Source organism: Vulcanimicrobium alpinum (assembly GCF_027923555.1).
GTDB classification, from domain to species: Bacteria; Vulcanimicrobiota; Vulcanimicrobiia; order Vulcanimicrobiales; family Vulcanimicrobiaceae; genus Vulcanimicrobium; species Vulcanimicrobium alpinum.
Map to the genome: position 1 here is coordinate 418,494 of NZ_AP025523.1, position 23,114 is coordinate 441,607.

16 protein-coding genes and 2 pseudogenes are annotated in these 23,114 nt (G+C 66.6%); 8 read left to right on the plus strand and 10 right to left on the minus strand.

Features of this window, described 5'->3' with window-relative positions:
* Position 1 precedes the first annotated feature (1 nt).
* Entirely contained in the window at positions 2-595 is a 594-nt protein-coding gene (locus WPS_RS02090; RefSeq protein WP_317996211.1) for an ABC transporter permease, read from the minus strand.
* 21 nt (positions 596-616) lie between these two features.
* On the opposite strand from WPS_RS02090, the gene ppk1 reads away from it, so the two are divergent.
* Positions 617-2,737 (plus strand): polyphosphate kinase 1, encoded by a 2,121-nt coding sequence (gene ppk1, locus WPS_RS02095; protein WP_317997589.1) that lies wholly within the window; start codon positions 617-619, stop codon positions 2,735-2,737.
* Here ppk1 and WPS_RS02100 read toward each other — a convergent pair whose 3' ends face one another.
* Positions 2,738-3,199 (minus strand): EVE domain-containing protein, encoded by a 462-nt coding sequence (locus WPS_RS02100; RefSeq protein ID WP_317996212.1) that lies wholly within the window; start codon positions 3,197-3,199, stop codon positions 2,738-2,740.
* An 84-nt stretch (positions 3,200-3,283) separates the two neighbouring features.
* Positions 3,284-6,370, minus strand: a complete 3,087-nt coding sequence (locus WPS_RS02105; RefSeq protein WP_317996213.1) for a TonB-dependent receptor domain-containing protein — start codon at positions 6,368-6,370, stop codon at positions 3,284-3,286.
* Positions 6,371-6,709: 339 nt separating this feature from the next.
* Between WPS_RS02105 and WPS_RS02110 the strand changes: the two genes are divergently transcribed.
* Together WPS_RS02110 and WPS_RS18360 are read left to right on the plus strand one after the other, a co-directional pair.
* Positions 6,710-9,748: a TonB-dependent receptor domain-containing protein gene (locus WPS_RS02110; RefSeq protein ID WP_317997590.1), complete on the plus strand. Its 3,039-nt coding sequence runs from the start codon at positions 6,710-6,712 to the stop codon at positions 9,746-9,748.
* Positions 9,749-9,828: 80 nt separating this feature from the next.
* A pseudogene (locus WPS_RS18360) lies at positions 9,829-10,983 on the plus strand (IS3 family transposase).
* A gap of 30 nt (positions 10,984-11,013) precedes the next feature.
* Here the strand turns inward: WPS_RS18360 and WPS_RS02120 are convergent.
* Genes WPS_RS02120 through WPS_RS02130 form a run of 3 tightly spaced genes read right to left on the minus strand, consistent with a single transcriptional unit; the run spans position 11,014 to position 12,075 of the window.
* Positions 11,014-11,481, minus strand: coding sequence for an acyl-CoA thioesterase (locus WPS_RS02120; protein WP_317996215.1), 468 nt, complete (start codon positions 11,479-11,481; stop codon positions 11,014-11,016).
* Between the two features lie 8 nt (positions 11,482-11,489).
* Positions 11,490-11,840 (minus strand): glutaredoxin family protein, encoded by a 351-nt coding sequence (locus WPS_RS02125; protein WP_317996216.1) that lies wholly within the window; start codon positions 11,838-11,840, stop codon positions 11,490-11,492.
* A complete protein-coding gene (locus tag WPS_RS02130; protein WP_317996217.1) occupies positions 11,833-12,075 on the minus strand; it encodes a BolA/IbaG family iron-sulfur metabolism protein in 243 nt (80 codons plus the stop codon). The genes WPS_RS02125 and WPS_RS02130 overlap by 8 nt, the downstream gene beginning before the upstream one ends.
* A gap of 87 nt (positions 12,076-12,162) precedes the next feature.
* Here WPS_RS02130 and WPS_RS02135 point away from each other — a divergent pair, with 87 nt between their 5' ends.
* Both WPS_RS02135 and WPS_RS02140 read left to right on the plus strand, forming a co-directional pair.
* A complete protein-coding gene (locus tag WPS_RS02135; protein WP_317996218.1) occupies positions 12,163-12,597 on the plus strand; it encodes a hypothetical protein in 435 nt (144 codons plus the stop codon).
* A gap of 66 nt (positions 12,598-12,663) precedes the next feature.
* Positions 12,664-15,000: a TonB-dependent receptor gene (locus WPS_RS02140; RefSeq protein ID WP_317996219.1), complete on the plus strand. Its 2,337-nt coding sequence runs from the start codon at positions 12,664-12,666 to the stop codon at positions 14,998-15,000.
* Between the two features lie 13 nt (positions 15,001-15,013).
* On the opposite strand, the gene WPS_RS02145 is transcribed toward WPS_RS02140, so the two are convergent.
* On the minus strand, positions 15,014-15,241 hold the full coding sequence (locus WPS_RS02145; RefSeq protein ID WP_317996220.1) for a hypothetical protein: 228 nt from the start codon (positions 15,239-15,241) through the stop codon (positions 15,014-15,016).
* A 41-nt stretch (positions 15,242-15,282) separates the two neighbouring features.
* On the opposite strand from WPS_RS02145, the gene WPS_RS02150 reads away from it, so the two are divergent.
* Positions 15,283-16,893: an acetate--CoA ligase gene (locus tag WPS_RS02150; protein ID WP_317996221.1), complete on the plus strand. Its 1,611-nt coding sequence runs from the start codon at positions 15,283-15,285 to the stop codon at positions 16,891-16,893.
* 136 nt (positions 16,894-17,029) lie between these two features.
* Here WPS_RS02150 and WPS_RS02155 read toward each other — a convergent pair.
* Positions 17,030-18,023: pseudogene (locus tag WPS_RS02155) on the minus strand (IS5 family transposase).
* Between the two features lie 260 nt (positions 18,024-18,283).
* On the opposite strand from WPS_RS02155, the gene WPS_RS02160 reads away from it, so the two are divergent.
* Positions 18,284-19,063 (plus strand): RDD family protein, encoded by a 780-nt coding sequence (locus WPS_RS02160; protein ID WP_317996222.1) that lies wholly within the window; start codon positions 18,284-18,286, stop codon positions 19,061-19,063.
* Positions 19,064-19,237: 174 nt separating this feature from the next.
* Positions 19,238-20,587: an aminotransferase class III-fold pyridoxal phosphate-dependent enzyme gene (locus WPS_RS02165; protein ID WP_317996223.1), complete on the plus strand. Its 1,350-nt coding sequence runs from the start codon at positions 19,238-19,240 to the stop codon at positions 20,585-20,587.
* A 118-nt stretch (positions 20,588-20,705) separates the two neighbouring features.
* Here WPS_RS02165 and WPS_RS02170 read toward each other — a convergent pair whose 3' ends face one another.
* Together WPS_RS02170 and WPS_RS02175 are read right to left on the minus strand one after the other, a co-directional pair.
* A complete protein-coding gene (locus WPS_RS02170) occupies positions 20,706-22,223 on the minus strand; it encodes an NCS1 family nucleobase:cation symporter-1 (RefSeq protein ID WP_317996224.1) in 1,518 nt (505 codons plus the stop codon).
* 6 nt (positions 22,224-22,229) lie between these two features.
* Positions 22,230-23,114: a nitrilase-related carbon-nitrogen hydrolase gene (locus WPS_RS02175; protein ID WP_317996225.1), complete on the minus strand. Its 885-nt coding sequence runs from the start codon at positions 23,112-23,114 to the stop codon at positions 22,230-22,232.

A 23,114-nucleotide genomic window follows, 5' to 3' on the forward strand; every position in this document is an offset into this window, starting at 1 on the left:
CCTAGACTTCGAGACGGCGCTGCGCGGCGCCGACAGCGGCGTCTGCGGCGAGGGCGAGCACCGCGACGGTGACGGCGCCCAGCAGCAGTTCCTGAACGTTCGCAGTTTGGAGCCCGCCGACGATGTAATCGCCCAGGCCGCCGCCGCCGATGAACGCGGCGAGCGTCGCCGAGGCGATCACTTCGACCGTCGCGGTGCGGACGCCGACGGCGACGACCGGAAGCGCGAGCGGCCACCGCACCCGTACCCCGATTTGGCGCTCGGTCATCCCCGCTGCACGGGCCGCGTCGAGCGTCGCCGCGGGGACCGCGCGCAGCGCGACGTCGGTGTTGACGAGGATCGGCGGCAGCGCAAGGACGACGAGCGCGAGCAGCGCGGGGGCGAAGCCGAGTCCGAGCAGCGGGATCGCGAGCGCCAGGATCGCCAGCGAAGGGACGACGCGGAGTCCGCCGGCGAGGGCGAGCAGGACCGAGCGCGGGAGCGGACGATCCGCGGTGAGCCCCGCGAACGGGATGCCGACGGCGAGTGCGAGAGCGAGCGCGGAGACCGCGAGGGCCAGGTGGGAGCCGATGTGCGCGAAGAGGTCGGCGATCACGCGACGAACCCGGCAGTGGCCATGATCACCGGTTCGCAAGTCGGCTCCGACCTCCGCCCGTCGCCGACCGCGCCTGCGCCGCTCGCGCTGGACGACCCCGCGCTCTACATCAACCGCGAGACGTCGTGGCTCGAATTCAACGATCGCGTCCTCGAAGAGGCGCTCGACGAGCGCAACCCGCTCCTCGAGCGGTTGAAGTTCATCGCGATCTACGGTACCAACCTCGACGAGTTCTTTATGATCCGCATCGCGGGTCTGATGCAGCAGATGGCGGCGGAGGTGCACAAGCGCTCCGACGACGGCCGGCTTCCCGAAGAACAGCTCGCGCTCGTGAGCGAGCGGCTGCGCCGTTCGCTCGCACGGATGACCGACTGTCTGCAGAATCAGCTCTTTCCCGCACTCGAACGCCACGGGATCCGGATCCTGCGCTACGAGCAGCTCGACTCCGAGACGAAGCGCGCGATGCGCCGGTACTACGACGAGCGGGTCTTCCCCGTGCTCACGCCGCTGGCGATCGACAAGGGCCATCCGTTCCCGTACATCTCCAACCTCTCGATCTCGCTGGCGGTCGAACTCTCCGAAACGACGGCGGACGGACCGGTGCACTACGTCGCGCGCGTCAAGGTGCCGGGCTCGCTGCCGCGCTTCGTCCCCGTCGACTCCGCGCCGCCGGGACAGCGCTGGTTCGTGCTGCTCGAGGACATCATCGGGCACAACCTCGAGGCACTTTTCCCGGGCCTGCGCGTCACCGCGTCGCACGCGTTCCGGGTGACGCGCGATGCCGACCTCGACCTGCAGGAGGACGAGGCCGACGATCTGCTGCGCGCGATCGAGTCGGAACTCCGCAAGCGGCGTTTCGGCGAACCGGTTCGGCTCGAAGTCGAGCCCGAGATGCCCGAGAGCCTGCGCGCCAAACTGCTCGAAGCGCTCGAACTCGACCGCAATGACTGCTACGAAGTCGACGGGATGATGGGGACCGCCGATTTGTGGACGCTCTACGCGATCGACGAGCCCGCGCTCAAAGATCCGCAGTTCACGCCGGCGATCCCGAAGCGGCTGATCGGTCAGACGGACATCTTCGCCGCGATTCGCGAAGGCGATCTGCTCCTGCACCATCCGTACGAATCGTTCGATCCGGTCGTGCAGTTCGTCCAGCAGGCGGCGAGCGACCCGAGCGTGCTAGCGATCAAACAGACGCTGTACCGCACCTCCGGCAACTCGCCCGTGGTCGCGGCGCTGCTCGACGCGGCCGAGAACGGCAAGCAGGTTGCGGCGCTGATCGAACTCAAGGCGCGCTTCGACGAAGAAAACAACATCCACTGGGCGCGCACCTTGGAGCGCGTCGGGGTGCACGTCGTCTACGGTCTGCCAGGGCTCAAGACGCACGCGAAGGTGACGCTGGTGGTGCGCGACGAGCCCGACGGGATCCGCCGCTACATGCACTTCGGGACCGGCAACTACAACGACAAGACCGCGCGCGTCTACACCGATCTTTCGCTCTTCACGTGCCGCGCCGATCTCGGCGCCGACGCGACCCAGCTCTTCAACGCGCTCACCGGCTTCTCGAAAGCCGACAGCTACGAACAACTGATGGTCGCGCCGACCGGCCTGCGGACCGGCTTCGAAGAGCTCATCGCGCGTGAGACGGAGCACGCGCTCGCCGGACGCCCCAGCGGAATCATCGCTAAGCTCAACGCGATCAGCGATGCCGGCATCGTGCAGGCGCTCTATCGCGCGTCGCGCGCCGGCGTCCCGATCGACCTGGTCGTGCGCGGAATGTGCGTGCTGCGTCCCGGGATCCCGGGCGTCAGCGAGACGATCCGCGTGCGGAGCATCGTCGGACGATTTCTCGAGCACTCACGCGTGTTCGTATTCTCCAACGGCGGCCAACGGGAGATCTACGTCGGCAGCGCCGACTGGATGGGCCGCAATCTCGACCGCCGCGTCGAAACCGTGGTCCCGGTGTTCGACGCGATGCTGGGCGACATGATCGTTGACGACATCCTCGACGTGTATCTCGCCGACAACGTTAAGGCGCGAACCCTGCTCCCCGACGGCAGCTACGAGCGCCGCGGCGTGCTTCCTGGTGAGCCGCGCATCGACACCCAGCAGATCTTCCTCAAACGCTACCAAGCCGTCTAGTCACGCTTCGCGCCCCAAACGCACGATCAACGCCCATTCCTGATCGCTGACCGGCTGTACGGAGAGCCGCTGCCCGCGACGCAGCAGCGGCATGTACGCGAGATCCGGAATCGCGCGCAGTTCCTCGATCGCGATCATCCGCGGAAATTTCTCCACGAATCCCACATCGACGCACCACCACTTCGGGTTCGCGCGGCTCGACGAGGGATCCCAGTACTCGCCCTTCTTCACGAACTGCGACGAGTCGGGATGCGCCTCGGCGACGACCTTGCAGATCCCCACCACGCCGGGCGGCGAGATGCTCGAATGATAAAAGAACCCCAGATCGCCGAGCTTCATCTCGCGCATCAGATTGCGCGCCTGGAAGTTGCGCACGCCCGACCATTCCGTCGTTCCGTCGCGCGCGAGATCGTCGATCGAGAACGTCTCCGGTTCGGTTTTGAAGAGCCAGTGTCGCGGCACGCCCGCCGGCTTCGATCCGGAGAAGCGAAGAGCCCGCCGCGGTGCGCGACGGGCTCTTCACGATTCGGGCCCGCAGCCCGCAGGCTAGAGCGCGAAGTTCAACGACATGCGCACCGTCCGCGGGGGCAGGGCGTTGATGTTGGTCGTGCCGTTCACGTTATAAAACGTGCTGTTCCCGGGCAGCAGCCGGCCGGTCGCGGCGTTGTACCACAGCGTCGGCTCGATGTTCCCCTGGTTGCTGAGGCTGCGCCCCAGCGCCGTCCCGGTGTTGAGATTGAACAGGTTCTGCACCGAGACTTTGATCCGCGCGCGCTTGGCGATCGGGATCTGTCCGGCCGCGTCCCAAATGGTGTACGCCGGTCCGAACGTGTAGTTGTTGGGACCTTCATAATCGGCGCCGAGCGAAAACGCGTCGCCGCGCGCGTCGCCGTAGCTGATCGATCCGTACGCCTTGAAGAACGGATTCCCGAACAGCTGCGCGCCGCTGACGTTGAAGTTGCCGTTGGTCGCCGACGTGTTCGAGAGGTAGATGCTCAGCGGCAACTGGTCGAGGTAACTGCGGTTCAGCGTCGCAGAGACGAAATACCCGAAGCCGTTGACGGGATTCTTCGTCAGCGAAAGTTCGACGCCGTACGTGCGCTGCAGCGGGCCGTTGATTTGGTTGCTCTGAAGGCACAGGGCGTTGGGGAACGACGTGTTGCCGCTGCCGGGTCCGCAGATACCGGCGATCGTCCCGAGGTTCGTCGTGTTCGAGAGGAATACGTCGTGAACCGTGTTGTCGTAGAGGTCCATCGACAGCACGCCGCCGTCGGCGAGTCGCTGGTCGAAGCCGAGATCGTATGCGACCGTCGTCTCCGGCTTGAGGTTGAAGTTGGGAATCGTGTTCACGTAATTCGGCTGCGCGGCGTTGGGGATCGTGATCGAGCCGAAGCCCGAGACGAGCGCCGGATACGGCTGCGTGATCGACGATCCTGCTGTGCCGCGGATGCTCAGATCGCGCGTCGCGCGATACTGGAATCCGAGGTGCGGATCGTAATGGTTGTACGTCTGCCCGCGCGGAACGAGCGCGACGGGAGCCGCGGCCGAGTTTCCGAGCGCCGCATACGCCGCGAGTACGTTCGGATCTTCGATTTGCGCGTTGAGCTTGTAGACTTCGAAGTAGTTTCCGAGCGCGACGCGCAACCGCGGCGTCACCTGGAACGAGCCCGTCAGCGCGAAGTCGCCGTACTGCGAAACCGTCGGCGGCGTGCCGATCGACGAGCGCGGCAGGAAGTCGTACGACGCGTAGGGACCGGCGAAGTTGCCGAGCGGGCACGAGGGCTGGTATGACGTCCCTGCCAGCGGTCCGTTTTTGATGAACGCGTTGCCCGCCGTTGCCGAACCGATCACGAAGGAGCAGCCGGGGGCGGCGGCGCTGGTGTCGCTGCTCTGCGACTGCGAGAGATCCTTGCGGTAGTCGTAGCTGAAGTTGACGACGTTGTTGCCCATCGGGTGGATGTAGCTGAACGTGTAACCGTTGAGGCGGTCGAGCTCCGGCTGCGAGAACGGCGACGAATACCCGACGGTGCCGTCGTTTTGGAAACCGGTGCGCGTCGTGTAGCACGTGAACGGCGGAGCCGCGGAACAGACGGGCGCGGCGTTCGTGGTCGGGAAGACGACCGACGGGCCGGCGGTCCCGATGTAGGCGGGCGACGTGGGGCTCAAGTTCGCCGGGAAGCATGGGCCGGCGGCGCCTGTCGCGGGGCCGCCTTTCGTGCCGGGTGCCAGAAACAGCGGCTGGCAATTCGCCGAGCTGGTCACCGCGTACCAGGCACCGCCGTTGCCGGGGTAATGGTTCTCAGCCACGCCGCTGATGTAACGGTTGATCAGGTGCGTGTACGGACGAAAGAGGATGGTGTCGTTCTTGAACGTCGTGCGCAGTTCGGCGGCGAACGTCGGTTCGTTGTTCTGGATGAACGAGTTCGGAAACCACGTGTATGCATCCACCGCATTGCCGATGTTTCCGAACGTATACGGCGCCGTGTAGGTGGACTGCGACGTGCAGGTCGCCAGCGTCGGCTGGAACGCCGCGCCGTTCTGACACGCCTGCAGCGTCATCGAGCCCAGGTACGACGCGTACGAACCGCCCTGCGGCTGATATTGGCCCTGGAGGCCGAGATACTCCAGCGTGATCGACGACGATTCGCTGAAGCGGTAGCGCAGCTTCGCAAGCTCGCCCTGCAGCGAGTAGCGGTTCGAGAAGTCGCCGGTCCACTGATCGAGGCCGATGAAGCTAGGGACCTGATTCGTCGCGGTGGCGAGCGACGACGTGTTGGTGATCCCGGCGCGGTCTTTGATGTTATTGTCCCAGGGACCGTTGAAACCGACGAAGGCCTTCTGAGCGATAAGGCTCGCGCGGTTGTCCTTGAGGAAGTTGACGTCGGCGAAGGCGTTGTAAAAGCCGCCGGAATAGCTGTCGGCGCCGATCTCCAAACCGGCGGTGTTGCTGCGGGTGAAGTCGCGCGTACGCACGTTGACCGTGCCGATCGCGGATTCACCGGCGATCGAACCGTTGAGTCCGGCGCCTTTCGCGACTTCGACGTCCTGGAAGATGCTGGCGACGGCGTAGTTTGTGTTCCACTGGCCGGCGATCCCGGAGCTGATCGGATGGCCGTCCAGCGTCACGCGCGTTTGCAGCCCCGCCCCGCGGACGACGAAGTTCGTGTTCGGGGTCGCCGAGAACGTGCGCTGGACGACGACGCCCGGCAGCGTCGCGACCGTGTCGGTGAGGTTGTTGTTCTCGCGCAGCGAGATCAGTGCCGGCGGCAGAACGTTGACCGGCGATTCGGAAATGTTGAACGCGTTGCGTCCCGCCGCCGTCGTCGACGTCCGCCCGATGACGCGCAGCGACTGGAGGTTCGTCTCGCTGAGCGTGATGCTCACTTTGACGCCCGATCCGGCGACGACCGGGATCGGATCGCTCTGCGACTGATTATAGCCGGCGTGACTTACCAGCAGCGTGTACACCCCGGGAGCCGCGGGGATACTGAAGTTGCCGCTGCCGTCGCTTGTCGCGGTGCGATTTCCCGCCGGCCCGGTCGCGACGACGGTCGCACCCGCGAGCGGGTTGCCGCGCTGATCGAGGACGCGGCCGGAGATGGTTCCTTGGGCGGTCGAGGCCTGAGCGATCACATCCGAACTCGTCGCCGCACTCACGGGTCCGACGAGGCTGAGGAGTGCAAACGCGAAAGCCGCCGCCGCACGGTAGGGTCTGTGCACGGGGTTCCCTTTCAAGGATGATCGGCCCATCGGGCCGACGCTAGCCTACGGTGGTCGCCTTAAGCGAGCGTTATCGACTTTTCCTTGGGACGTTCGGACGTAATCGCATAATCTCGTGCTAATATTCGGTTGGTACTTTCAGCACCCGCGCCGCCTTGGTCGCGGGCCTCGTTCGTCGCATCCCTGCGGTGCGACGGCTTCTGACGAGTCGAAGGAGCTCACGTGCACATCCCGCCTCGCGTCCTGAGCTTCATGGGTCTGTTTGCGCTCGCCGTTGGACCTCTCAGCACGGCAGCGGCACTCGCGCAGACCGCCCCGATCGTCGCTCAGAACGCCCCTGCCGCCGCGGCCCAAGTCACGGGCACGGTGGCCGACAGCGCAGGCAGTCCGCTCGCGGGCGCGACCGTCATCTTCCGCGGCGCACGGACGTACGCGGCGACGACCGATGCGCGCGGCGCGTTCTCCGTGCCCAATCCGGCGCCGGGTATCTACACGGTCACCGCCTCGCATCCCGGGTATACGGCCGCGTCCGAGAGCGATTTCGCGATCGTCGCCGGCCAGCCCAACACGCTGAGCGTGCGGCTCAACGCCGCGACCCTCTCGTCGCTGCAGACCATCGGCCGCGTCTCGGTGAACCGCCGCTCGACATTCAACTCGACCCCAGCGTCGGTGCAGAACGTCAGCGCCCAGACCTACATCGATCAGGGCCAACTGCAGGTGCAGCGCGTGCTCGATCAGACGCCCGGCATCGTGATCGATCACCCCGGGACGAACGCCACCAACGCCTCTCCGGGCGCGATCACGTTCCCGTCGATTCGCGGCGGCCTCGGCTTCGAAACGGCATCGCTCATCGACGGCCACCCGCTCGCGGTCGGTAACTTCGGGGATTACGTGACGACGTTCCTCAACTCCGACGTGCTCGCCAACTCCGAGATCGTCAAAGGACCCGGCGCGAACTCACCCGAGGTGAACTACGCCATCGGCGGGACGATTAATTTCCGCACGCTGGAACCGACGCGCAAGCCCGCCGGCCAGGTGAAGTTCGGGATCGACTCGTTCGGCGGCACGTTCTCGAACTTCCGCTACACCGGAACGACGACGAGCGGCAAGCTCGGATGGGCGCTCGACTACGCGCTGAACGGAACGCCGGGGCCGGTGAACAACCAGCCCGGCTACGTTACGCTCTCGAGCGGGAATTCGATCAACGGCCAGCAGCAGTCGGGCTTCACGACGAACCCGCCGCCGGGCGCCGCGAACAACGGAATACAGAACAACCCGCTGTACTACTCGACGTCGCTCGTGGCGTGCTGTCTCCCGGTCTCGCAGACGTACACCAACAAGACCGAGCTCGTGAAGCTGCGCTACAACGCCTCGCAGACGACGGCGTTTACGGCGAGCTACCTGGGCTCGCAGACGTACACCGACCAGAATGGCAACCATCTGTACCAGTTCGGCTCGCTCTTCACGCCGGGCGCCGCGTATTCGGGCGGCATCCCGACCGGTCAGCCGGTCAACACGTGGCAGAGCGTCTTCTTCCCGCCCAACGAGTACGAGATCAACAACGAGCCGATCTTCCAGGCCGAGATCCGTACCGCGCTCCGCAACGACAACATTCTGGCGCGCTACTACGCGGCGTCGATCAACCGCCTGCAGTACAACGCGCTGCAGAATCCGACCGACACGTTCACGCAGAATCTGAACCTGTCGGGGACCGTGAGCCTCTGCCCGCCGGGCAGCGTACTGAGCGGCGGGAAGTGCGGGCCGGCCGGGGGTCCGTACACCGTGACGCCGGTGAGCACGGCGTTCAACGATCAGAACGCGATCGTCGGATTCACAAACAGCGGCGGCGTTTGCGGCAACGCACAGACCGGCTTCATCGGCGCAGGAACGCTCAACGGCGCCGGCGCGGCGTGCGGGAGCGCCGCGAACCCGTTCACGTACTACCTCAGCCCGCAGTACTTCCGCGCGGCGGAAGAAGACAAACTGCACGGGTTCTCGTTCGAGTACGATCACCCGTTCGGCGAAACTGGTAACCTCGTGTCCCTCTCGTATGACCAGACGAAGTCGCGGACGTACGCGTACGACTATCGCGGCGCGCCGACCGTCCCCGGAGTTCCGGACGGCGCCAACCAGACGTTCAGGACGATCCTGCTGCGCGTGAACTACAATGCGACCGATCGCCTCAACGTGCTCGCGTCCGCGTACGACAACCTCTATCAACAGGTCTACTCGACGAACTCCGCAGTGCGGCTGTCGAGCGGACAGACGGTGTTCAACCCGTTCCTGACCTTCACCGCGTCGAACTACAGCCACTTCGACGGGCGCCTGGCGCTGACGTACCGCCTCAACCCGAACGCGATCGTTCGCGCGTCGGCGGGCTCGGCGATCGCGCCGCCCTACCTGAATCTGCTCAACCGTACCGCCACATCGCCGGTGCTCTCCGCGGACAAGACGTACTACACCAACACCGCGGCGAGTCAGGATCTGCGGCCCGAGACGTCGTTCGGTTACGATCTGGGGACCGACATCCGGCTGTTCGACGGACAGACGATCCTCACGAGCGACGTGTACCGCACGACGCTGCAGAATCAGTTCATCACGTCGCTGTTCTCCAACGGCTGCACCGACGGCACCAGCTTCGCCGCCTTCGCCGCATCGGGCCAGTGCCCGAACGGGTTCTCGCCGCTCTACAGTTCGCAGGTCCACAACATCGGCCACGCGCGCTACGAAGGGCTCGAGCTCGCGGTCACGCGCGATCCGGCGGTTGGGTTCGGGTTCAAAGCGCAGGGCGCGCTGCTGCGGGCGTATCCATACGATCTGCCGCCGTGCTTCTACGCGACGAACCTGAGCTGCAACGTCGCGACGAACCTCGCGATCATCTCCGGCGTCAACTTCCAGAACAGCGGGACGGGCGGATCGCCGGGCAGCTTCAACTCCGTCTCGAACCACGCCGAGCCGTACGCGCAAGGCTATGCGGAAGGGCACTACCGGACGCCGAACGGCGGGTATCTCTCGTTCGGCGAGCAGTTCTACGGGAAGAACAACTCGCTCAACGTCCCGCCGTTCTGGGTCGCGAACGCCAACCTGCGCCTCCCGCTCGGCGGCCTCTCCGCGCAGACGTCGCTGGGGTTCAACGTCGACAACCTCTTCAACGCCTATCCGAACGCGTACATCACGCCGTTCGCCGGCACCGCGGTCCCGCTCGTCAACGGCAAACTCGGCCTGACGAACCAAAACGTGATCGGCCCGCGCAACGTGCGCATCTCGATCACGAAAAACTTCGGCGGCTGAGCGACATGTCACGTGAACCTGACCCCCAAAAGTGGACACATCCAAGGCCTCCAATCGGGGGCTGAGAGAAGGGTTGTCCGATGGGAGTCAAGGGTCGCCGAACGTATACCGAGTCGTTCAAGGCTGACGCGATTAGGATGGTCACGCAGGGAGGCAAGAGCGTGCGGCAAGTTGCCCGCGATCTTGACCTCGATTCCGGATCACTTCATACCTGGGTGCGACAGCAGCAAAAGCGCTCCGGCGATGTCGCGCAGGCGGCCTCGACGGGTCCGCTTGAGGACGAGGTGCGCCGCTTACGCAAAGAGTTGGCGCGCGTTACGGAAGAGCGCGATATTTTAAAAAAAAGCGACGGCGTACTTCGCGAAAGAAAGCAAGTGTGGTACGCGTTCATTCGGGAAACGCGCAACACTGGCCGATCTTTCGAATGTGCGACGTACTGGACGTTTCGAGAGCCGGCTACTATGCGTGGCGCAGCCGGCCGACAAGCAGGCGAGTCGTGGTTCATCGCGAGTTGCTGACCAGGATCAAAGGCGTTCACAAGCAGCCGAGGGACGTACGGCAGCCCGCGAATTCGCATACAGCTTTTGCGTGAGGGCGCTCAGCACAGCCGTAAGCTGATCGCCAGGCTGATGCGTCAGAATGGCGTACGGGCAAAGAAAGGCCGCCGTTTCAAAGTCGTCACCACAGATTCCGGCCATACGTTTCCGGTCGCACCCAATCTGGTTAGTCGACGTTTCGCGCCTGAACACAACCAGATTGATCGGACTTGGATCAGCGACATCACGTATGTGCCGACCGGCGAAGGTTTTCTCTATCTGGCGATCGCGACTCGCGCGAGATCGTCGGTTGGTCAATGCATCCGACACTCGACACGGTCATTATCATGGATGCGCTGCAAATGGCGATAGCTCGTCGACGTCCCAAAGCCGGCCTCGTGTTCCACTCAGACCGCGGCGTGCAATATGCATCATCGCGCTTTCGAGAGCTGCTTCACTCGCACGGCATCGTGCAGGGTATGAGCGGCAAGGGAAACTGCTGGGACAACGCCGTCGCCGGAGAGTTTCTTTTCGACTCTCAAGACGGAGCTCGATGGCGTTCGCCGGTTCAAGACTCGGGACGCGGCACGGGCCGCTATCTTCGAGTTCATCGCCGTCTGGCACAACCGCCACCGGTTGCACAGCGCGATAGGCCACCAGACCCCGGCCTCGATCGGGCGGGATCCGGCGGCAGCTTAAACACTAACTGTCCACTTTTCGGGGGCACGTTCAGCGTGAGAGCGTGCGGCCTTCGAAGGCTTCGAGGCGGGTGCGCTGGCCGGGTGTCCAGGGGATCGCGCGTTCGCCGTCGCTCGCGACGATCGCGATGCGCGCGATCGCGCGTATCTCGTCGCTCTCCGTGGCGGTGAGTGCGTGTTCCATCGTCGCGCTGCTGCGTCCCACCGCGACGGTGCGCGTGTGCACCAGCAATTCTTCCTCGTAGAACGACGGGCGCAGCATGCGGAATGCGATCTCTACCGCCATGTGGTTGAACGCGAACGCGCGCCGGGGGGCATCGTCCGCCTCGCCGATCGCGCCGAAGTAGCGCAAGCGCCCGAGTTCCCAGTAGACCGGATAGATCACGTTGCTGACGTGCCCGAGGCCGTCGATCTCGCAGAATCGCGGGCGCACCTCTTGCGCGAAACGAAAGGAGCGAAGCCATGCGGCTTCGCTCCCGGAGTCGAACAGTTCGAGCACGCGCGCCGTCAGCGGAGCTGGATCGTCGGCGTGACGCCTTTGTCTTTGAACGTGGTCTCGAGCAGCTTCGCGAGCTCGCCGCTCTGCGCCATCGGCCCGAGGATGTCGGTGTCGCCGTAGAACTGCCCGTCGATGAACACCTTCGGCAGCGTCTGCCAATCGGTGAGCTCCGAGAGCGCCAGGCGCTTGGGCATGTTCTCGAGGACGTCGATCACCTCGAACGGGTAGCCGAAGCTGTTGAAAAACTGAATCGTCTCGAGCGTGAAGCCGCAGCGCGGCGCGTCTTTGGTTCCTTTGCCGTAGACGAGAATCGTGTGGTCGGCGATCTCGCGCTTGATCTCGTCGTGCAGGTCAGCCATGGGTGTCCTCGGGGGTTGCGGTGCGAATCTGAAGAGCGTGGATGCGGCCGTCGGCGCGGCCCGGCGCAAGCGCTTTCTCGACCATGCGGTGCCGGTCGAGCGGCGAGACGCCGACGAATGCCTTCGAGCGTACGAACACCTCGAGATGGTCGGTGGTGCCGCCCAGGCCGTACACCTGCACCTCGGCGTCGGGCATCGTCTCGCGCAGCATTGCGCTGATCATCGTTTCGGTCACGCGACGCCACCACTACGACCCGCGCGCCCGGCCCACCCGCCGCGGGCTCGCCATCCGAGCCCGGATGGTGTACGTTATCAAGCGAAGATGGGGCAGAGGATTTGCGTAGGCGCTGCGGCGTCGGCCTCGATCGCCGCGGCCGCCGCCTTGGTCGCCGCGGTGCTGCTGCTCCTTGCTCGAGCAGGCGTGGTGCTCTGCCACGCGCCCGCACCGGCAGCCGCGACGATGCGCATGGACGGGATGCCCGCGATGATCCACGCGGCGACCGCGGTCGCGGGCCCGGGCGCGGTGTGTCCGGTGCTGCTGCATGCAGCCCTGATCGCCGCCGCCGCCGCCGTCCTCTCGACGCTGATCGCCGCCTTGACGGCTGCGGCGCCGCTCGCCCGCGCATTCGCGGCGGCGGCCGCTCGCCGGAGTCCGCGGGCCGTGCTCCACGTGCCGCGGCTGCGGGTCGTTCCGCCGAGTGCCGCATTCGCTCCGCTCAGTCGACCGCCGGGTCGGGCTCCCCCGCTCCGCCGCTAGCGTCCGTCCGCCGCGCGGCGCCTCCGACCGCAGCCTTCACGGAAATCTTATGCCTGAGGCACAGCGTTGGACGCGCGCGATGCGCGGCCGTTGCCTTTTGCGCTCGACCGGAGTTCATGTATGGATCGAAATCGCCTTGTCCTCGCCGCGCTCGTCTTCACCGCCGCGGCACTGTGCTCGACCGTCGCGCCCGCCCGCGCCGACGTCGTCGGGATCGTCCGCGGCACGCTGACCGGCGCCGATCGCCGCCCGCTCCCGCAGGTCGCCGTCACGCTGACCGGCGAGCGCGTCGCGTTGACCGCGACCACCGGTGAGGACGGCCGCTTTGCCTTCGCGCGCGTTCCGTTCGGACGTTATCGGCTCGCCGCGCGCGGTCCCGCGGGGACTGCGTCGGCGACCGTCGAGGTTGCGAGCGACGCCGTCGTCGACGTCGCGCTGATCGCTGCGCCGGTCATCGGCCGGGCCACGGCGACCGCGACGGGCGTGCGCGGCACACCGGTCTCGCAGAACGCCTTCGGCGCGAACCGGTTGGCGGCGCTGCCGCGGAACGACCGGCTCGACGCGGTCGTGGAACAAGTTCCCGGCGTGGTGCGCTTTTCGTACGACGAACCGGTCGCTCACGGGTTTCACGGCTTGAGCTACGAACTCGACGGCGCGCCGCTTCCGCAGTCGACGAGTTCGAATTTCGCACAGCTCATCGATCCGCGCAACGCGCAAGCCGTCGAGGTCTTCACCGGGGCGTTCCCGGCGGAGTTCGGCGGCTCGCGACAGGGGGCGATCGTCAACGTGATCAGCGGCGGCACCGATGCCGGCGCGCGCGGCGGCGCGTTGACGCTGGGCGGCGGAGAACTGGGAACGGCGGACGTGCGGCTCACGCAGCGCTTCACCTCCGGCAAGGCGCAGATTGCGCTCGCGTTCAACGGCTCGCGCACCGGTCGCGGTCTCGATTCGCCCTCGCGCGACGCGCAGCACGACGACTCATCGGCATCCGATCAGTTCCTGCGGATTGCGGTCCCGCTCTCCGAACGCAACCTGCTGGCGCTCGATCTCTCGAATCAATACAGCAGCTTCCAGATTCCGATCAACTTGAGGGCGAACGATCCGAATTCACCGCTGGTCGCGGCGCCCGGCACCGACGACGTCCAGAACGAATACGATCGCTTCGCGAGCCTGTCGTTCACGCGCACCTCGCGCGACGGCAACGGTTACGTCCGCGTCGTGCCGTGGGCACGCTACAACCGCGTGTCGTACAACGGCGACCTCGAGCGCGACGTGCAGGCGTTCGTGAACAACGGCGACGGCACGACGACGCCGCAGAACGGGCTTCGTCAAGATCGCACGGCGAGCTACGCGGGGCTGCGGATCTCGACGTTCCACGCGAGCGACCGGCACGCGATCAAAGCCGGAATCGATCTCACCCAAGAGAACGTCCGCTCGAACGCGCTCATCCGCATCACCGGCGCACCCGACTTCGTCGACAACGCGGCGCAACGCGGAACGCAGACCGGCATCTACGTCGAAGACAAGTGGACGCCGGCCGCGCGGCTCGCGATCAACGCCGGCGTGCGCTGGGACCGCAGCACCGGCTACGTCGGCGGCGCGCAGCTCGGTCCGCGCATCGAGATCAACGACGAGGTCGCGCCCGGCACCGTGCTCCACGCCTATTACGGCCGGCTCTACTCGGCACCCGGGCTTGAGGATACGCGCCGCGACGCCGTCGTCACGCAGACGGCCTCGTCGGCCGCGCCGGTGTACGACCTCAAACCCGAACGCGACACGTACGTCGAGTTGGGCATTGCGCGGACGTTCCGTCCGGGTCTGCGCGGATACGTCAACGCGTTCAACCGCACCGCGGTGAACGTGCTCGACACGACCCAGCTCGCGAACACGCCGCTCTTCGCGGTCTTCAACAACGCGGTGGGCCGCGTGCGCGGTGCGGAATTGCGCGTGGACGGGAGTTCGCCCAGGAGCGATCTGGGGATCTCGGCGACGTTCTCGCGCGCCGAAGCAGGCGGTGTCTCCGGGAGCACGTTCCTCTTCCCGCCCCAGAGCGCCGGCGACATCACCCTGCAGCCGGAAGACCACGATCAGCGCTGGGAAGCGAACGCGTTCGCGACGCGCCGCTTCGGCGCCGGCCTTCGTTCGTTTGCGACGCTGCAGACCGAGTACGGCACCGGCTTTCCGGTGCAGTTCCAGAACGGTCAGGGCCGCCTGCCGGCGCACTGGCTCGTCGACGCGTCGGTCGGTCGTCAGCCGGATCGCGCCGCGCGGTCGCTCGGGTACACGCTCTCGGTGGATAATCTCCTCGATCACCGCTTTCTGATCAAAGCGAACAACGGGTTCAACACGACGCAGTGGAACGCGCCGCGGCGGATCGTTCTGCGGATTACCGCGCCGTGGTGATCGCGGCGATTCCCTAGGGCGTCAGCCGCCGCTGATCGCCGCGCACGACGGCGGCCAGCTTCGTCGCCTCGCGCAGCACGTCGGTGAGCGAGGGCGCGGCGAGCGCCAGCACGCGCACGGTCCCGGCGGAGAGCACCACCGCGCTCACGCCGATGAGAATTGCGGGCGCGCCGCGTGCCCGGAAGTCGCCGACACGAATGTTCGAGGCGCGCAGGAGCCGGGCGAAATCGGGGAATGCCATGCGAGCGGGTGCGCCGGGCCGATCTGCGAATCCTCGGCCGCATGAGCGACTCCGCGTTTCGTTGGGACGTCCCGTCCGACTTCAACTTTGCGCGCGACGTGGTCGACCGGCTCGCGGCTGAGGATCGCCGCGGCCTCGTCGCCGTCGACGCCTCGCTTCAGCGGCGCGAGTACACGTTCGCCGAGATCGCGGATGCGACGAAGCGCTGGGCGTCCGTGCTGCGCGAGGCGGGGATCGCCAAGGGCGATCGCGTGCTGGTCGTCATCCCGAAGATCCCGGAGTGGCTGTTCTGCATGACGGCGCTGCTGCGCATCGGCGCGGTCGCGGTGCCGAGCGCCGAGCAGCTGCGTGCCAAAGATCTGCTCTATCGCGCGACGCACAGCGGCGCGGTGGGCATCGTCGGCCACGCGAGCAACGCCGCCGAACTCGAGGCGTTGCGCCCCGACGCACCCGGCGTGCACGCGTGGCTGCTCGTCGGCGGCGAGCGCGCCGGGTGGTCGAACGCTGACGCGCTCGTGCGCGACGCGCAGGGCTGGGACGGCGCGCCGACGTCGCCGGCCGACATGGCGTACATCGTGTACACGAGCGGCACGACGAAAGATCCGAAAGGCGTGGTGCATACCGTCGCGTGGACGTTCGCGAACCGCACGCAAGCCGCGACGTGGTTCGACGTGAAGCCGACCGACCTCGTGTGGTGCACCGCCGGAACCGGCTGGGCGAAGTCGCTGTGGAACGTGCTGCTCGGCCCGTGGTCGTGCGGTGCGCCGATCGTGCTCGACGAAGGCGCGTTCGTCCCCGAACGCCGCATGGACATGATCCGCGATCTCGACGTGACCGTGCTGTGTCAGGCGCCGACCGAATACCGTCTCGAAGCGAAGCTGCCGGATCTGGGCGCGCGCTGGAAACTCCCGAAGCTGCGCCACTGCGTCTCGGCCGGCGAACCGCTCAACCCCGAAGTCATCGAGATCTGGAAGAACGCCATCGGGCTGACGATTCTCGACGGCTACGGCCAAAGCGAGAACACGCTGCTCGTGTCGAATCGCCCGGGCGTCCCGGTGCGGCCGGGCTCGATGGGCAAACCGACGCCCGGTCACGACGTCGCGGTCGTCGACGAGCACGGTGCGGTCTGCGAGCCGGGTGAGATCGGCGACATCGCGCTGCGCGGCAACCCGCCGTCGCTCTTCGTCGGCTACTACAAGAACGACGGCGAGACCGCGGGGTCGCGCCGCGGCGAGTGGTATCTCACCGGCGACCGCGCGCAAGTCGACGACGACGGCTACTTCTGGTTCGTAGGCCGCGCCGATGACGTGATCTCCTCGGGCGCGTACCGCATCGGCCCGTTCGAGGTCGAGAGCGCGTTGATCGAGCATCCGGCCGTGATGGAGTCCGCGGTCGTCGGTTCGCCCGATCCCGATCGCGGCAACATCGTCAAGGCGTTCATCGTCCTGCGTCCGGGCTTCGAGCCCAGCGATGCGCTGGTGAAAGAACTCCAAGAGCACTGCAAGCGCGTGACCGCGCCCTACAAGTATCCGCGCGCGATCGAGTTCGTCGCGGAACTCCCGAAGACGCGCTCCGGCAAGATCCGCCGCGTCGAACTCCGCCAGCGCGAACTCCAAAAGAAAGGCGCCACCGCCGCCAGCGGCTTCGTCTAACAGCCCCGTGAAAAAATCGGCGCGTGGTTCGCGAACTGCCCGTTCAGCACGGTTTTCGGGAGGTCGGCGGACCTCTCGAAGCCCGTTGCCGAGCGGTTCATCTCGAAAACGCCCCTCGGGTCAGCATCACTTCGCATCATGTCGCGGCCCTCAGATTGCGTATCCTGATCAAGTTGTACGCCGCGGCCGTCCAGCGCACAATGTCGCCGACCAGATCAAGCCCGCGGAAATGCACCTTGCGCAATCGGCCGATCGTCTTGCCCCACCCGAAGCTCTCCTCGATCAACTTGCGCCTGCGTTGACTCACCGTGTAGCCCGGATGGCGGACGGTTCGGCGGTCGATCGCGCTGCGGCGACGGGTCGTATTTTGAGCAACGTGCGGCGTCACGTTGAGCGCTCGCAACGCCTCGACAAAGTCTTTGGTATCGTACGCCTTGTCGGCGCCGAGCGTGATTCGGTTGCTTCCGCTGACCCCGCGAATCAATTCCAGCGCTGCTTCGCGTTCGGCGATCCCGGTCGCGCGAGTGGTCTTCACGCCGACGATCAAGCCGTTGCGATTCTCCATCAGAGCATGTCCGAGATAGCCGAGAATCGCCGGCGCGCCGCTGCTCTTGCGGTACAACCGCGCGTCCGGATCGGTACTCGAGACGTGCGTCTCGTTGCTGCGCGGCCGGCCACGAAAGTTCACGCCCTCGTTGCGACCGCCGCTCGAGGTCGGCGGTTCGTCGTCCGACTTGGGCCGAAAGCTCTTGTGGCTGGCCCACGCCTCGATTAGCGTCCCATCGACGGTGAAATGCTCGTTCGAGAGCAGTTCGTCGGCACGCGCCCGCTCGACCACAGCGGCGAAGAACCGCTCGGAGATTTCGCCATTCAAGAACCGATCGCGGTTCTTGCTGAACGTCGAGGGGTCCCAGATCTTGTCGTCCATGCTCAAGCCCACGAACCAACGAAAGAGCAAATTGTAACGCAACTGCTCCAGCAGCATCGGCTCGCTGCGGATCGAGTAGAACATTTGCAACAGCAAGGCTCAGCAGCTTCTCCGGCGCGATCGATGGCCGGCCCCGTCGGGAGTAGAGCTTGGAAAACTCCGGCGAGAGTTCGCGCAGAATTTCGTTGACCATCACGCGCATCGGGCGCAACGGATGATCGCCGGGCACGGTGTCTTCCGGCTGCAACGTCGTCCAAACGGATGCACGCTGCTCATCATGAGTCCGCATCGGCCGCAACCTCACCAAGGTATGAGGAGACTTGCTCTTATAATACGCGAAAAACGCCGTCACGCCAACATCAACTCGGCCGATTTTTCATCGGCCTGCTAAAAGTCAAGCTGTCGCGCCGCGCCGCGGAGAACGAAACTCGGCGAGCCCCTCGGGGTATCTCCGGCACGACCGTGCACCAGAACACCGGGGACCAGGATCCCACCGTTGCGATGCCGCGCATCGACCTGCCGCCGCCGGCGCGCGGCGGGGCGTATCATGCGGCCGGACCGGTGGAGGAAGCGGTCGTCGTCGGCCCGGCCCCGCGCAACGTCACGCCCGTCAAACCCGTCGGGCCGCGCTTCCCGGTCGGCAGCCCGCTCAGCTACGCGATCGCGCGCTTGGCGGCATTCGGCATCGACGTCGGTCTCGTTGCCGGCGTGCTCACCATCTTCGCGTACGCGCTGATCGCGATCAACCCGCTGACGGGTCTGCCGACGAACACGCAGCGCGGTTTCGACGTCACGCTGCTGATGGGCACGATCCTCGCGCTCGTCTACGTGATCGTCGCCGAAGCGATCGCCGGAACGACGATCGGAAAACTCGCGTTCGGACTGCACGTCTACGCGCTGCGCGAACGCGGCGTCGGCTTCGCGCGCGCGTTCGTGCGCATGCTGCTGCGTCCGCTCGACGCGCTCGGCGTTGGTTTCGTGCTCGCGCTCGCGCCCGCGCACCGCAGGCTCGGCGATCTCGCCAGCGGCACGATCGTCACGCGCGAGAGCCCGCTGCGCGGCTTCGCGCCGTATCTGGGCTGGATCGCGATCCTCATCATCGCCGGTCTGCCGTTCGTCACGATCGGCTTGCCGCGCACGTTCGCCGGCGCGGTCGCATTCTACGAATTCGTCCCCGGCATCGTGCACCGCCTCATCGGTCTGCTGCACGCGCTGATCGGCCTCTTCCCGCACGCGGCGTGACCTTGTCGCGCGCGAAACTCGCTCAGGGACGCGGCGTGCTGCGCGACGGCGACGCGCTCGCGCACGATGCTGTGCCCGGTTTTCGCTCCCGCTTCCCGGGGCTGTTCGCGGGCTCTCGAACGGCGGCTCCGACGCCAAGCAGGGACCGCGCGTTCGGGACGCCGATGCTAGACCATGATCGCGCACGACCCGCTCGCTGCGAAGCACGCCCGCTACGTTCTCACGCCCTGGGCCGCCCAGGGCGGGCTCGACCTGCCGGTCATCGTGCGGGGCGAGGGAGTGTACCTCTACGATGACGCCGGGAACCGCTACCTCGACCTCACTTCGGGGCTGATCGCGGTCAACCTCGGGCACGGCCATCCGGCGGTGCTCGCTGCGATGCACGCGCAGATCGACCGGCTCTGCTTCAGCCCGCCGGCGTGGTTCAACGATGCGCGCGCCGAACTCGGCGAAGCGCTCAGCCGCATTGCGCCGTGGGGCGACGAGGGCGCGCGGGCGTTCTTCACCACCGGCGGTGCGGGCGCCAACGAAGACGCGGTCAAGTTCGCGCGCGAGATCACCGGGCGTCCGAAGGTGCTCGCCGGCTATCGGTCCTTCCACGGCTCCGGGGCCGGATCGGCGACGCTGACCGGCGAGAACCGTCGCTGGTTCAACGAGCCCGCGAACGTGATGGGGCACGTGGTGCACTTCTGGGCGCCGTATCCGTATCGCAGCCCGTTCTTCACCGCCGATCCGGCCGAAGAGACGCAGCGCGCGCTGCAGCACGTCACCGACGTCATCGCCGCGGAAAATCCGGCGATGGTCGCCGCGATCCTGATCGAGCCGGTCGTCGGCTCCAACGGCGTGATCGTGTATCCGGCGGGGTATCTTGCCGGGCTGCGCGCGCTGTGCGACCGGCACGGCATCCTGCTCATCTTGGACGAGGTGATGACCGGGTTCGGACGAACGGGCTCGACATTCGCGAGCGAGACGTTCGGCGTCGTCCCCGACCTGATGACGTTTGCGAAGGGCGTGACTTCGGCGTACGTGCCGCTGGGGGGCGTGCTGGTTCGCGAGCGGTACGCGACCGCGTTCGATGCGAAGCCGCTGCCGGGCGGGCACACATATTCCGGGCATCCGCTGGCGATGGCGGCCGGTGTTGCGGCGATTCGCGCGTATCAGGAGGGTGGATTCTTTACGCGCGGGCGCGCGATCGAACAGTGGCTGCGCGCCGGGCTCGAGGCGGTGCGGGAGAAGTACGAGATCGTCGGCGAGGTGCGCGGCGTCGGTGCGTTCTTCGCGATGGAGTTCGTCGCGAGTCGCGAGACGCGCGAGCCGCTGGTGGCGTGGCAGGGCGCGTCGTTGGGCGTGATGCCGGCGCTGTTCGCGGGGCTGCGCAAACGGGGCGCGTACGGCTTCGGTCGCTACAACGTGATGCACGTCGCGCCGCCGCTGACGATCAGCGACGCAGAACTCGACGAAGGGATCGCGATCATCGACGCCGCCGTCGGCGACCTCGCCGCCGCGCACGCCGCGTCACGGTAGTCATGTCACGCTGAGCTTGTCGAAGCGCAGCCCTGACCGCGGCCTTCAGAAGCGCTTCGCGCGCCATGGCGGCTGCCTTCGACAAGCTCAGCGTGACACGCGGCCTAGCGTGACGCGGTTACCGTGAGACGGCGAAGGCGGCGGCGGAGCCGACGGCGGGCGTTTCGTCGAGTTCGGTGATTGTGGCGTACTCCGCGGCGTTCAGGCGCGAGTGGTCGGTGCGCATGAAGTAAGCATACGCCAGTCCGGCGACGATGATGCTGAAGAACCAGCCGCCGGACCAGAGAAATCCGAGCGCCGGGACGACGAAGCCGATAAGCGGCGGGATCCAGCCGGCGGCGAGCGCGAGGATCGCGCGGACGTTCCAGCCGCGCGCGTAGTTGTACCGGCTCGCCGGATCGTACAAGCCCGCGAGATCGAGCCGGCGCGCGCGCACCAGCCAATAATCCGCGATCGCAATGCCGTCGAACGGACCGAGCAGCGTGCCGTACGTGCCGAGCCACGTGAACACGTAGTTGTGGAACGTCGCGAGGACGTACCACGGCTGCATCAGCAGCGCCAGCAGCCCCGTCATCACCGCGCCGATCGCAAACGTGATCGTGCGCGGCCACAGATTCTCGAATGCTCGCGCCGGCGCCATCACGTTCGCCCCGACGTTGATCGTGATCGACGAGAGAATCACGATCGCGCCGCCGAGCAGCACCACCGGGAACGGAAACGTCACCAGCAGATCGACCGGGTTCCAGAGGGCTTTCCCGTAGACCGCGACGGTCGCCGACGTCACCGCGATCCCGACGAACGAGAACAGCGCCATCACCAGCGGCATCACGAGCTGCCCGCGCAGCTGCGCCGGCTGCGATACGGCGTAACGCGAGTAATCGGGGATGTTCAGCGCGAGCGTCGCCCAGAACGCGACCACCCCGATCACCGACGGAAAGAACGCCGCCCAAAACGCCCCGCCGTGCAGTGACGCGGGCGTCGCCAGCATCGGCGCCACGCCGCCGGCGGCGTGCATCCCCCACGCGAACAGCGCTACCGCCGCGAGTCCCAGCGTCGGCGCCGCGAACGCGGCGAGCCGCCCGATCGCCTGCGGTCCGCGCATCGCGATCCCGACGTTGAGCAGCCAGAACGCGACGAACGCGAACGCGGTGTGCGGCCCGAGCCCGCTCCAGCCCGGCGCGATGCGCGAGAGGATCGCGTCGAGCGCGAGCCCGCCGAACCAGGCGTTGATCCCGAACCAGCCCGCGCCGATGATCGCGCGCGCGAGCGCCGGGACGTGCGCGCCGAACGTCCCGAACCACAGCCGCGCGAAGACCGGATACGGGAACCCGTAGCGCGTTCCGGCGTGCGCGACAAGCAGGATCGGCACCAGCACGACCGCGCTGCCGGTGAAGATCGTCAGCGTCGCTTCCCACCAGTTCATTCCGAGCGCGATCATCCCGCTGGCGAGCGAGTACGTCGGGATGCACAAGCACATCCCGATCCACAGGCTCGCAAAGCGCGAGGCGCGCCAGTTGTGCTCCTCGCGCGTGCACGGCCGCAGGTCGTCGTTCCAGAGCTCGGCGCGCTGCGACGCGGCGCTTGCGGCGCCCGGCGTCAGCGTGACGATCCCGTCGCGTTCGGCCTGCGTCACCATCGTGCGCTACACTTCTACCATCGCGCCGTACGTCTCCGGACGGCGGTCGCGATAGAACTGCCAGGTGTTGCGCACCTCTTCGATCAGCCCGCGGTCCATCACGCCGATGAGCACTTCGTCCTGGTCGCGGCTCGCCATCGCGACGAACGAGCCGCGCGGATCGACCAGGTACGACTGTCCGTAGAACTCGCCCATGTTCCACGGCGACTCGTAGCCGACACGGTTGATCGCGCCGACGTAGTAGCCGTTGGCGACCGCATGCGCGGGCTGTTCGAGCTTCCAGAGATATTCCGAGAGCCCGGCGACCGTCGCCGACGGGTTGAAGACGATCTCCGCGCCGCCCAGGCCCAGCAGCCGCGCGCCTTCGGGGAAGTGCCGGTCGTAGCAGATGTAGACGCCGATGCGCGCGTAGCGCGTCGCGAACGTCGGGTAGCCGCTGTTGCCGGGCTTGAAGTAGTACTTCTCCCAAAAGCCGCAGCCGGCCGGTCCGGCGGCGACTTGCGGGATGTGATGCTTGCGGTAGAGGCCGAGAAACGAGCCGTCGGCGTCGATCACGGCCGCGGTGTTGTAGTACACGCCGCTGATCGTGCGCTCGTACAGCGGAACGACGAGCGCGATCTCGAGTTCCTTCGCGAGATCCTGCATCAGCCGCGTCGTCGGCCCGTCGGGGACGTGTTCGGTCGCCTCGTACCACTTCGGGTTCTGCTCGGTGCAGAAGTACGGCCCGTAGAAGAGTTCCTGCAGGCAGACGATCTGCGCGCCGCGCCGCGCGGCGTCGCGAATCATCGCGACGTGCTTCTCGATCGCGTTGCGCTTGTGCACCGCGACCGACTGTGCGCCGTCGGCCTCGTGATGCGCTTGGATCAGTCCGATCGTCACCGTGTCGCTCAT

Excerpts from the sequence above, each read along its gene's own strand:
- WPS_RS02150 (WP_317996221.1), top strand. The coding sequence starts at position 15,283 with ATGAGCGACTCCGCGTTTCGTTGGGACGTCCCGTCCGACTTCAACTTT.
- WPS_RS02135 (WP_317996218.1), top strand. The coding sequence starts at position 12,163 with ATGGGGCAGAGGATTTGCGTAGGCGCTGCGGCGTCGGCCTCGATCGCC.
- WPS_RS02145 (WP_317996220.1), bottom strand. The coding sequence starts at position 15,241 with ATGGCATTCCCCGATTTCGCCCGGCTCCTGCGCGCCTCGAACATTCGT.
- WPS_RS02170 (WP_317996224.1), bottom strand. The coding sequence starts at position 22,223 with ATGGTGACGCAGGCCGAACGCGACGGGATCGTCACGCTGACGCCGGGC.
- WPS_RS02110 (WP_317997590.1), top strand. The coding sequence starts at position 6,710 with ATGGGTCTGTTTGCGCTCGCCGTTGGACCTCTCAGCACGGCAGCGGCA.
- WPS_RS02165 (WP_317996223.1), top strand. The coding sequence starts at position 19,238 with ATGATCGCGCACGACCCGCTCGCTGCGAAGCACGCCCGCTACGTTCTC.
- WPS_RS02175 (WP_317996225.1), bottom strand. The coding sequence starts at position 23,114 with ATGAGCGACACGGTGACGATCGGACTGATCCAAGCGCATCACGAGGCC.
- ppk1 (WP_317997589.1), top strand. The coding sequence starts at position 617 with ATGATCACCGGTTCGCAAGTCGGCTCCGACCTCCGCCCGTCGCCGACC.
- WPS_RS02125 (WP_317996216.1), bottom strand. The coding sequence starts at position 11,840 with ATGGCTGACCTGCACGACGAGATCAAGCGCGAGATCGCCGACCACACG.